9 protein-coding genes and 1 pseudogene are annotated in these 9,160 nt (G+C 59.6%); 4 read left to right on the top strand and 6 right to left on the bottom strand.

Annotated features, from left to right (window positions below):
* On the top strand, positions 1–188 hold a 188-nt coding region (locus RDL77_RS10490), incomplete at its 5' end, for an anaerobic C4-dicarboxylate transporter family protein (RefSeq protein WP_288192775.1).
* On the opposite strand, the pseudogene RDL77_RS10485 reads toward RDL77_RS10490, so the two are convergent.
* The 4 genes and pseudogenes from RDL77_RS10485 to rpoZ form a co-directional block, all read right to left on the bottom strand.
* A pseudogene (locus tag RDL77_RS10485) lies at positions 188–322 on the bottom strand (DUF2062 domain-containing protein); the annotation flags it as partial. The gene RDL77_RS10490 and the pseudogene RDL77_RS10485 sit on opposite strands and share 1 nt — an antisense overlap.
* 72 nt (positions 323–394) lie before the next feature.
* A complete protein-coding gene (gene pyrE, locus RDL77_RS10480) occupies positions 395–973 on the bottom strand; it encodes an orotate phosphoribosyltransferase (RefSeq protein WP_223611303.1) in 579 nt (192 codons plus the stop codon).
* A 10-nt stretch (positions 974–983) separates the two neighbouring features.
* On the bottom strand, positions 984–3,206 hold the full coding sequence (locus RDL77_RS10475; protein WP_223611304.1) for a bifunctional (p)ppGpp synthetase/guanosine-3',5'-bis(diphosphate) 3'-pyrophosphohydrolase: 2,223 nt from the start codon (positions 3,204–3,206) through the stop codon (positions 984–986).
* A gap of 152 nt (positions 3,207–3,358) precedes the next feature.
* Entirely contained in the window at positions 3,359–3,763 is a 405-nt protein-coding gene (rpoZ, locus tag RDL77_RS10470; RefSeq protein ID WP_223611305.1) for a DNA-directed RNA polymerase subunit omega, read from the bottom strand.
* A 297-nt stretch (positions 3,764–4,060) separates the two neighbouring features.
* Between rpoZ and RDL77_RS10465 the strand changes: the two genes are divergently transcribed.
* A complete protein-coding gene (locus tag RDL77_RS10465; RefSeq protein WP_223611306.1) occupies positions 4,061–4,633 on the top strand; it encodes an NYN domain-containing protein in 573 nt (190 codons plus the stop codon).
* A gap of 63 nt (positions 4,634–4,696) precedes the next feature.
* Complete coding sequence (locus tag RDL77_RS10460) at positions 4,697–5,347, top strand: uracil-DNA glycosylase (RefSeq protein ID WP_288192774.1); 651 nt, start codon at positions 4,697–4,699, stop codon at positions 5,345–5,347.
* Positions 5,348–5,369: 22 nt separating this feature from the next.
* Here RDL77_RS10460 and smpB read toward each other — a convergent pair whose 3' ends face one another.
* Positions 5,370–5,858, bottom strand: coding sequence for an SsrA-binding protein SmpB (smpB, locus tag RDL77_RS10455; protein WP_105735936.1), 489 nt, complete (start codon positions 5,856–5,858; stop codon positions 5,370–5,372).
* A gap of 31 nt (positions 5,859–5,889) precedes the next feature.
* Positions 5,890–6,771, bottom strand: a complete 882-nt coding sequence (gene dapA / locus RDL77_RS10450; protein ID WP_288192773.1) for a 4-hydroxy-tetrahydrodipicolinate synthase — start codon at positions 6,769–6,771, stop codon at positions 5,890–5,892.
* Positions 6,772–7,036: 265 nt separating this feature from the next.
* Between dapA and RDL77_RS10445 the strand changes: the two genes are divergently transcribed.
* Complete coding sequence (locus RDL77_RS10445; protein ID WP_288192772.1) at positions 7,037–9,133, top strand: lytic transglycosylase domain-containing protein; 2,097 nt, start codon at positions 7,037–7,039, stop codon at positions 9,131–9,133.
* The last annotated feature ends 27 nt before the right edge of the window (positions 9,134–9,160 follow it).

The raw sequence follows: 9,160 nt of genomic DNA, 5'->3' as shown, positions 1-9,160 counted from the left end.
TGGGCGCCAGATTGGGGGGAATAGGTATTGGTTTTGCAGGCGGATTGGGGGTGCTGGTTCTTGCCGCTATTGGCGTTAAACCCGGTAACATCCCGTTCGATGTCATTTCCATTATCATGGCGGTTATTGCCGCCATTTTTGCCATCACGGGTGCGGGCGGTGCGGGAGCGCACGGTGGTAGGGGGTAGGCGTGCGGGGTCGCCCGCAGCCGCAGAACACGCTTGCCGAAATAGCGCAGCGACCGGCCGACCGAGCGGCGCGGCCACAGTGCAGTACGCATCCGTTCACGGAAGCCCGGTTTGATACGCCGTTTGAAGAGCATTGGTATTCAAGTCCCTCGACGCCGGAGCCAGCGAGTGCGCAACTGGCTCAAGCGCTCACGTCTTTTGGTTAATCAAATATTACGACTACCAGGCTTAACGGGCGGAATTGCGGCAAGCTCAGGCGGTAATTGGTCCGCAGGATAGGCCGGGACTTCATATTCCGCCAGTGCAATCAGCGGCACGCCGACATCTGTCTTGCCGGCGGAGCGATCGATAATGCAGGCAGCGGCCAGAACCTCGGCGCCCAGTTCCTGCAAGGTGGTGACCGTCTCGCGGATCGACAAGCCCGTCGACACGATATCTTCGACGATGACGACGCGCGCGCCCTTGGCAATTTCGAAACGGCGCAGGCGGAACACACCGTTCTCGCGTTCGACCCAGATGGCCGGGACGCCGAGATGGCGCGATGTTTCATAGGCCGGGATGATGCCGCCGATGGCTGGTCCGACCACGTAGTCGATCGGGCCAAGACCGGCATTCCTGATCTTGTCGGCCAGCGCACGGCACACGCGCTCGGTCTTGTCCGCATGCATGAACACGCGGGCCTTTTGCAGGAATGTCGGGCTGCGCAAGCCCGATGTCAGGATAAAATGCCCTTCGAGGACTGCCCCTGCTTCGCGAAATACCTGCAGAACTTCATCCGTATTCATGTGTGCCCCTCTATCCGTTCACGCGCTGTGCGTCGCTGACGCACTTGCTTTCCTTGAGTTTCGACAGGATCCGGTTGAGATGTTTCAGATCCCAGACCTCCAGGTCGACGATCATCTGCGTAAAGTCAGGCGCCGTGCGGACCATGGAGAGATTGTGAATATTGGTTTCGTTGGCCGCGATGATCTGGGCGATCTCCGCCAGGGAACCCGGCGCATTGATCGCCGAAATGTTGATGCGGGCCGGGAACCGGTCGCGCCTACTCTCGTCGATATCCCAGCGCACGTCGATCCAGCGCTCCGGCTGATCGTCATAGGCCATCAGCGCCGATGACTGGATCGGGTAGATGGTCATGCCCGAACCGGGCTGGAGAATGCCGACGATGCGGTCGCCCGGCACCGCGCCCTCCGGCGAGAAGTGTACGGGCATGTCGGGGCTTGCCCCGCGGATCGGCAGGGCATGCGGGCCGCCCGGCTCCCATCCCGTCGCGCCGTCGCTGCCTTCCGGCATCTTGAAGATCATGCCCGACGTGTTGCGGAAATTGACCCAGCCTTCCTCGCGTTCGCTCTGCGTCGGCTTGGGCTTGGAGTCCTGATATTCCGGATAGACCGCCTTCATGACATCGGAGGACGGCAACTCCCCGCGGCCGACGGCGGCCAGAACATCGTCGATCTCCTTGCGCGCCAGGCGCGGCAGGCCCTTCTTCAGTTCATCGCGCGAATAGACTTTCCCGGCCCGCTCGAAAGCCCGCTCGAGAATCTGCGTGCCGAGGCCGGAATACTGCTTGCGCACCGCAATGCGCGTGGCACGGCGGATGGCAGCGCGCGCCTTGCCGGTGACGACCACCGATTCCCAGGCGGCCGGCGGTGTCTGCGCCTTGGAGCGGATGATCTCGACCTCATCGCCATTATGCAATTCGGTCATCAGCGGCATGATGCGGCCATTGACCTTGGCGCCGACGCAGCTGTCGCCAATATTGGTATGCACCGCATAGGCGAAATCGATCGGCGTTGCCCCGCGCGGCAGGGCGATGAGCCGGCCCTTCGGCGTGAAGCAGAAAACCTGGTCCTGAAACAGCTCCAGCTTGGTGTGTTCGAGAAACTCTTCCGGATTGTCGCCTTCCGCCAGGGCTTCGATGGTCTGGCGCAACCAGGCATAGGCGTTGGTTTCCGTCGAAATGACATGCGGGTTCTGCGCGCTGCCGCGATCCTTGTAGATCGAGTGGGCGGCCACGCCGTATTCGGCAATGTCGTTCATTTCGCGGGTGCGGATCTGCAGTTCGACACGCTGGCGCGACGGACCGACGATGGTGGTGTGGATCGACCGGTAGTCGTTCTGCTTGGGGGTCGAGATATAATCCTTGAAGCGGCCGGGCACCATCGACCACGTGGTATGGATGATGCCAAGCGCGTTGTAGCAATCGGCGACGGTATCGACGACGACGCGGAAGCCGAAGATGTCGGAGAGCTGTTCGAAGGAGAGTCCCTTGCTTTCCATCTTGCGGAACACCGACCAGGCCTTCTTCTGCCGGCTTTTGACACTGGCCTTGATGCCGCGCTTTTCGAACAGGCTGGAAAGATCGGTTTCGATCTGCGTCAGCGTGCTGCGGTTCTTTTCCATCAGCTCGGCGAGCCGGTTGGTCACGGCATTGAAAGCTTCGGGATTGATGTAGCGGAAGGCCAGCCCTTCCAGTTCCTCGCGCATATCCTGCATGCCCATGCGCCCGGCGAGCGGCGCATAGATATCCATGGTTTCCTCGGAAATGCGCAAACGCTTGTCCGGCGGCACGTGATGCAGCGTGCGCATATTGTGCAGGCGGTCGGCGAGCTTGACCAGCAGTACCCGCACATCGTCGGAAATGGCGAGAAGCAACTTGCGCAGGTTTTCCGCCTGCACGGCCTTTTTCGAGACGAGGTCCAGCTTTTTCAGCTTGGTCAGGCCCTCGACAAGCTTGCCGATGTCGGGCCCGAACAGCGTGTCGATTTCCTGCCGGGTCGCCGAGGTGTCCTCGATGGTGTCATGCAGCAGGGCAATGGCGATCGTCGCCTCGTCCAGATGCATGTCGGTGAGGATCGCGGCCACTTCGAGCGGATGGGAAAAATACGGATCGCCCGATGCACGTTTCTGGTGACCATGCTTCTGCATGGCATAGACATAGGCTTTGTTGAGAAGCGCCTCATTGACGTCAGGCTTGTAACGCTGAACACGCTCGACAAGCTCATACTGACGCATCATGGACGGAAGCCTCCAAACCCAAAACTCTAAATTATCGAGCGATATATGGTAATTGCGTTACCAAGACGCAAAAATAATGCGCCGCAGAAAGACTGCGACGCATCACGATAGCCTGAACCGGCAATCAGTCGCGCTGAAAGCGCGACATTTGATTAATAGTCGTCGCTTTTTTCCGGAGCTACCAGACCTTCGATACCGGCCAGCAATTCCTCTTCCGACATGCTGTCGAAGGAAACATTGTCGTCTGCCTCGATCTCGGCAATCTCGTTGCCTTCGCTGTCGCCGGAGGTGACCTGCGGTACCACAGCAACGGCTTCCGGCTCATCGACTTCCACATGCTTCTGCAGCGAATGGATCAGATCTTCCTTGAGGTCGCCCGGCGAAAGCGTTTCCTCTGCGATTTCGCGCAGGGCAACAACCGGATTCTTATCATTGTCGCGATCGATGGTGATCGCTGCACCCTGTGAAATCAGGCGCGCGCGGTGACTGGCGAGCAAAACCAGTTCAAACCGGTTTTCGACCTTGTCAACGCAATCTTCAACAGTGACGCGGGCCATGAACTGCCCCTTTCATTTTTAACTGAATTAGCGGATTAAGCGGGACATAACGCGGTTACACGGAAAAAACAAGCAAAAGCCGTCAACAGGTTCGACGCGGGCTGTTTAACAGTAAAAAACAATCACCATAGATTGAGCGGCTCCATCCAAAATTCGGACAAATTTTCCGCCCAGCTATTGGCTTTTCACCGAACCCGACGTAGTAAATATGCTACTTTCGTATAAGATCAGATCGAGCTTTATTACCTTCTAGCTGATTTGAAATTGAAGCTCACCTTTTTGAAATGGAACCTTATTATGTTTGATCCACGTGAAAAGATCGTTTTGTTTATCGATGGTGCAAATCTCTACGCAGCCTCAAAGGTACTGGGATTTGATATTGACTATCGCAAACTTCTTACAGCTTTCCAGAAAAGAGGCTATTTGCTTCGCGCGTATTACTATACAGCGCTTGTAGAAGATCAGGAATACTCATCGATACGCCCACTGATCGATTGGCTGGACTACAACGGATATAAGGTTGTTACGAAACCTGCAAAAGAATTTACCGATTCTGCCGGCCGCCGTAAGATCAAGGGCAATATGGACATTGAACTTGCTGTCGACGCCATGCAGTTGACGGACACGGTGGACCATTTTGTTATCTTCTCCGGCGATGGCGATTTCCGCTCCCTGGTGGAAGCCTTGCAGCGCAAGGGCCGCAAGGTCAGCGTCGTCTCGACACTTTCGACCCAGCCGCCAATGATATCGGACGAATTGCGCCGTCAGGCGGATCATTTCATCGACCTGACATCGCTGCGCACCGAAATCGGCCGCGAGGCATCCGAGCGCGCACCGCGCCGTGTCGAAGAAGAACAGGTCGACTACTGATTTGCCGACAAATTCGGAAATGCCGCATGGAAAACCATGCGGCATTGTGCTTTTTAGCGCCCTATGAGTGTCGAACCTTCCCCCGATTGCCCGATCTGCCCGCGACTGCATGACTTCATCGCCGGATGGCGCGTGAAAGAACCGGCGTGGCACAACGCGCCGGTGCCCGCCTTCCTGCCTGCGGGTGGGATTGAGTCGGTTCAGCTGCTCATTATCGGGCTCGCACCCGGCCTGCGCGGCGCCAACAGGACGGGCCGCCCGTTCACCGGCGACTATGCGGGGGATTTGCTTTACGGCACGCTGGCAGAATTCGGCTTTTCCCGCGGCACATTCGCCGCCCGGCCGGATGACGGCCTGGAACTGCTCGATGCGGCGATCGTCAACGCCGTTCGCTGTGTTCCGCCGGAAAACAAGCCAGTCGGCGGCGAGATCAACAATTGCCGGCGGTTTCTGACGCCGACCATCCAGCAGTTCCGCAACCTGCGCGCCATCGTGACCCTTGGCACCATCGCGCACCAGTCAACGATACGGTCGCTGAAGCAGCCGGTGGCGAAATTTCCGTTCAGCCATGGCGGACAGTCCGATATCGGCGATATCCGCATTTTTTCCAGCTATCATTGTTCGCGCTACAACACGAACACCGGACGCCTGACCGAACCCATGTTCAAGAGCGTCTTCGCCGCCGTGCGCGGCCATCTGGATGCTTCGCCTTAAGGGTACAAAGTACCCAAAGCAATCAGCCGCGGTCGCGCAGCAGCCGTGACTTCTCACGGTTCCAGTCGCGCTGCTTTTCCGTCTCGCGCTTGTCGTGCAGTTTCTTGCCGCGGGCAACGGCAAGTTCGAGCTTCGCCCTGCCCTGATCGTTGAAATAGAGTTTCAGCGGCACGACGGTCATGCCTTCGCGGTCCACCGATTGCGCCAGCCGTGCCATTTCACGCTTGCTGACCAGCAGCTTGCGGTGGCGGCGTGGCGCGTGGTTGAAGCGGTTGGCCTGCAGATATTCCGGAATATAGGAATTGATCAGCCAGAACTCACCGTTCTCGAGGCTCGCATAGCTTTCGGCAATGTTGGACTGGTTGTTGCGCAGGGATTTGACTTCCGTGCCCTGCAACACAATGCCAGCCTCCATCGTGTCGAGAATCTCGAAATTGAAACGCGCTCTGCGGTTCTCGGCAATGACCTTGCGAACCGTAATGGGTTTTTTGGCAGCTTTGGGCTTGTTCATGAGGCCTATATAATGCTTTGCAACTGAATTGTCAGTTGATCAAACCCGCATGTTTCATCGCCTGATCGATACGTTCGGCGGTAGCCGCTTCAATCGGGACGAGCGGGGAACGCACCGAATTGTTCATCTTGCCGAGCTTGGCCAGGGCATATTTCGGGCCCGTCGGGTTTGGTTCGATAAACAGCGCCTTGTGCAGCGGCATCAGGCGGTCCTGAATGGCGAGCGCCGCGGTGAAGTCGCCCCGCAGGGTCGCAGCCTGGAATTCGGCACACAGGCGCGGCGCGATATTCGAGGTGACGGAAATGCAGCCGACACCGCCATGGGCGTTGAAGCCGAGCGCCGTCGCGTCCTCGCCGGACAGCTGGATGAAATCCAGACCGCAGGTGATGCGCTGTTCCGAAACGCGCTCGATCTTGCCTGTCGCATCCTTCACGCCGGCAATGTTCTTGAAGTCATGCGCCAGCTGACCCATCGTCTCCGGGGTCATGTCGATGATCGACCGGCCGGGAATGTTGTAGATGATGATCGGCAGCGAGACGGATTCGGCCACGGCCTTGTAATGGGCATAGAGGCCGCGCTGGTTCGGCTTGTTGTAATAGGGCGTGACGACGAGAATCGCGTCCGCCCCGGCCTTTTCGGCATGCTGCGCCAGCTCGATGGCTTCGCGTGTGTTGTTGGAGCCCGCACCGGCAATCACCGGCACCTTGCCCTTGGCTTCCTCAATGCAGACTTCGACCACGCGCTTGTGCTCGGCATGGGACAGCGTCGGCGATTCGCCCGTCGTGCCGACAGGCACGAAACCATTGGTGCCCTCGGCGAGCTGCCAGGCCAGGAATGCGCGAAAGGCTTTCTCGTCAAACGACCCGTTTTGGTCGAATGGCGTGACGAGAGCGGTGATTGAGCCTTTCAGCATGGTGAACTCCAAGAAAACAACGTTAGATCAAGGCCGGGCCAGCATGGCGCCAACCAGGAGGTGGCGCACCATAGTCGTGCAACCTTCGCCGGGCAAGATGATTTCCTTGATGAAAAACAGCAATACAATTGATGTTTTGCGTAGAACCAACGGACCATGCTAACCTTTCGTTAAGATTGCCTTCACACGTCCGCCACTATTATCTGATCCAACAGTTCTGGATCCGGGGCTGCGCGTGATCCTTTCGATTAAATTGGTTGCCTGAATGCTGAGAACTTCTGTTTTGCGTCATGTTCTTCTCGCGTCATCGCTGCTGGTGACGACGGCTTCGTTTGCGCAAAATTCAACGCCGCCCATTCCAACTCTCAAACCGTTTGCCCCCACCCAGACACGGACCAGCCCCGCAGCACAGATCATGGCCAAGCCCGATCCGGTGACCACGGCGGGAATCGCCCAGCCGTCGAAACCGTCGGCCATTGCAGGCAGCCTCAAAAGCGGCCTCGATGCCCTGTCGGGCGGCGACGTGCAGCAGGCTCTCGGCATCCGCAACGGACTGCCGGCCGACGCGCTGGACCGTCATATCCTGACCTGGGCCATCGGCCTGTCGAATGCGCCGGGTGTTCCCAGCTCGGAAATCGCCCATGCGGCAGCGGAACTGCCGGGCTGGCCTGGCATGGCGACCTTCCGCAACAATTCGGAACGGGCGCTGTTCAAGGAGAACCCGCCGGCGGCAACGGTGATCAATGCCTTTGGCGGCACCCCGCCACAGACGGCCGAAGGCACCATCATCCTGGCCCGCGCGTTTGTGGCCACCGGCAACACCGCCCGTGCCCGTCAGGTTCTCGGCCCCTTCTGGCGCACCAAGAAGCTGGACGATGCGCAGGAAACGGCGATCCTGAAGGAATTTGCGCAGGTCATTCCGCGCGAAGACCATCTGGTGCGCATGCTGACCATGCTTTACGAAGGCAAGGCAAAATCCGCCGGCCGCGTCGCCAAGCTTGCCAATGCCGACGTGCTCTATGAGGCCTTTGCCGCGGTTCTGCAGAAATCGCCGGATGCGGCGCAGAAACTGGCGGCCGTCACCGGCTCCTGGCAATCGAACCCGGCCTATATCTTTGCCAAGGCGCAGTATCTGCGCCGCCAGGAACGCTTCAAGGAAGCGGCCGATGTGCTGGCCACCGCGCCGCGCGATGCGGCATCGCTGATTGACCCGGACGCCTGGTGGGTGGAACGGCGCGTGCTGTCACGTGAACTGCTGGATATCGGCGATGCCACGCGCGCCTACAAGATCGCGGCCATGCACAGCGCCGAAACCCCGTCCGTCGCCGCCGAGGCGGAATTCCATGCGGGCTGGTATGCCCTGCGGGCGCTCAAGGACCCGCAGACGGCGCAGCGCCATTTCGCCCGTATCGCCGAGATTTCATCGCGGCCCATGTCCGCCTCGCGCGCCTATTACTGGCTGGGCCGTTCCGCCGAAGCGGGCGCGGGCGGCAATGCGCGTGACTATTACAGCCGTGCGGCGCGGTTCGGCACGACATTCTACGGCCAGCTGGCCGCCGCCAAGCTCGGACAGGCGAGCCTGCAACTGCCCTATCCGCGCCCGAGCGATGCGGATCGCGCCCGTTTTGCCCAGCGCGAAGCCGTGCGCGCCATCCAGCGCCTGGAAGACACCGGCTATGCGCAGCGCGCCGCCATTCTGTACGCCAGCCTGAGCCAGGAACTCGACAGTCCCGGCGAACTGGCATTGCTGGCGGTCATGGCGGAACGCACGAGCAATCACTTCGTCGCCCTGCGTGTGGGCAAGATTGCGGCGCAGCGCGGCATCGATGTCGGCGCCCTGTCGCATCCCATCGGCGCCATCCCCGGCAATGCCAATATTTCCGGTTCCGGGGCTGCCCTTGCCTATGCCATCGCCCGGCAGGAGAGCGAGTTCAACGCCAGCGCCGTTTCGAACGCGGGCGCGCGCGGCCTGCTGCAGTTGCTGCCCGGCACAGCCAAGGACGTCGCCAAGCGCGCCGGAATTTCCTATTCCAAGGACCGGCTTACCGGCGATGCCGCCTATAACGCCACCCTGGGTGCACGCTTCCTCGGCGAACAGATCGCCAAATTCGACGGTTCCTACGTCCTGACCTTTGCCGGATACAATGCCGGGCCCAACCGTGCCAATGAGTGGGTTTCGCGCTACGGCGATCCGCGCGGCAAATCCGTCGACGAGGTCGTCGACTGGATCGAGCGCATTCCCTACACGGAAACCCGCAATTACGTACAGCGCGTCATGGAGAACTACGAGGTCTACAAATCGCGGCTCTATGGCAAGGCCCAGATCGAGAGCGATCTGACCGCAGGACGGCTGCAGCGTTAGCCGGGCTCTACACTCAACAACAGGATT

Origin of the sequence: uncultured Phyllobacterium sp. (genome assembly GCF_902479695.1) — a bacterium.
In the GTDB taxonomy this organism is placed as follows: domain Bacteria; phylum Pseudomonadota; class Alphaproteobacteria; order Rhizobiales; family Rhizobiaceae; genus Phyllobacterium; species Phyllobacterium calauticae.
The sequence above is the reverse complement of the archived record's forward strand: the minus strand, read 5'-3'. Positions and strand labels throughout refer to the sequence as shown.

What these genes read in the sequence shown, in the direction of transcription:
- smpB (WP_105735936.1), bottom strand. Translation starts at nt 5,858, where the DNA reads ATGAACAAGCCCAAAGCTGCCAAAAAACCCATTACGGTTCGCAAGGTC.
- dapA (WP_288192773.1), bottom strand. Translation starts at nt 6,771, where the DNA reads ATGCTGAAAGGCTCAATCACCGCTCTCGTCACGCCATTCGACCAAAAC.
- RDL77_RS10445 (WP_288192772.1), top strand. Translation starts at nt 7,037, where the DNA reads ATGCTGAGAACTTCTGTTTTGCGTCATGTTCTTCTCGCGTCATCGCTG.
- rpoZ (WP_223611305.1), bottom strand. Translation starts at nt 3,763, where the DNA reads ATGGCCCGCGTCACTGTTGAAGATTGCGTTGACAAGGTCGAAAACCGG.
- RDL77_RS10475 (WP_223611304.1), bottom strand. Translation starts at nt 3,206, where the DNA reads ATGATGCGTCAGTATGAGCTTGTCGAGCGTGTTCAGCGTTACAAGCCT.
- RDL77_RS10465 (WP_223611306.1), top strand. Translation starts at nt 4,061, where the DNA reads ATGTTTGATCCACGTGAAAAGATCGTTTTGTTTATCGATGGTGCAAAT.
- RDL77_RS10460 (WP_288192774.1), top strand. Translation starts at nt 4,697, where the DNA reads ATGAGTGTCGAACCTTCCCCCGATTGCCCGATCTGCCCGCGACTGCAT.
- pyrE (WP_223611303.1), bottom strand. Translation starts at nt 973, where the DNA reads ATGAATACGGATGAAGTTCTGCAGGTATTTCGCGAAGCAGGGGCAGTC.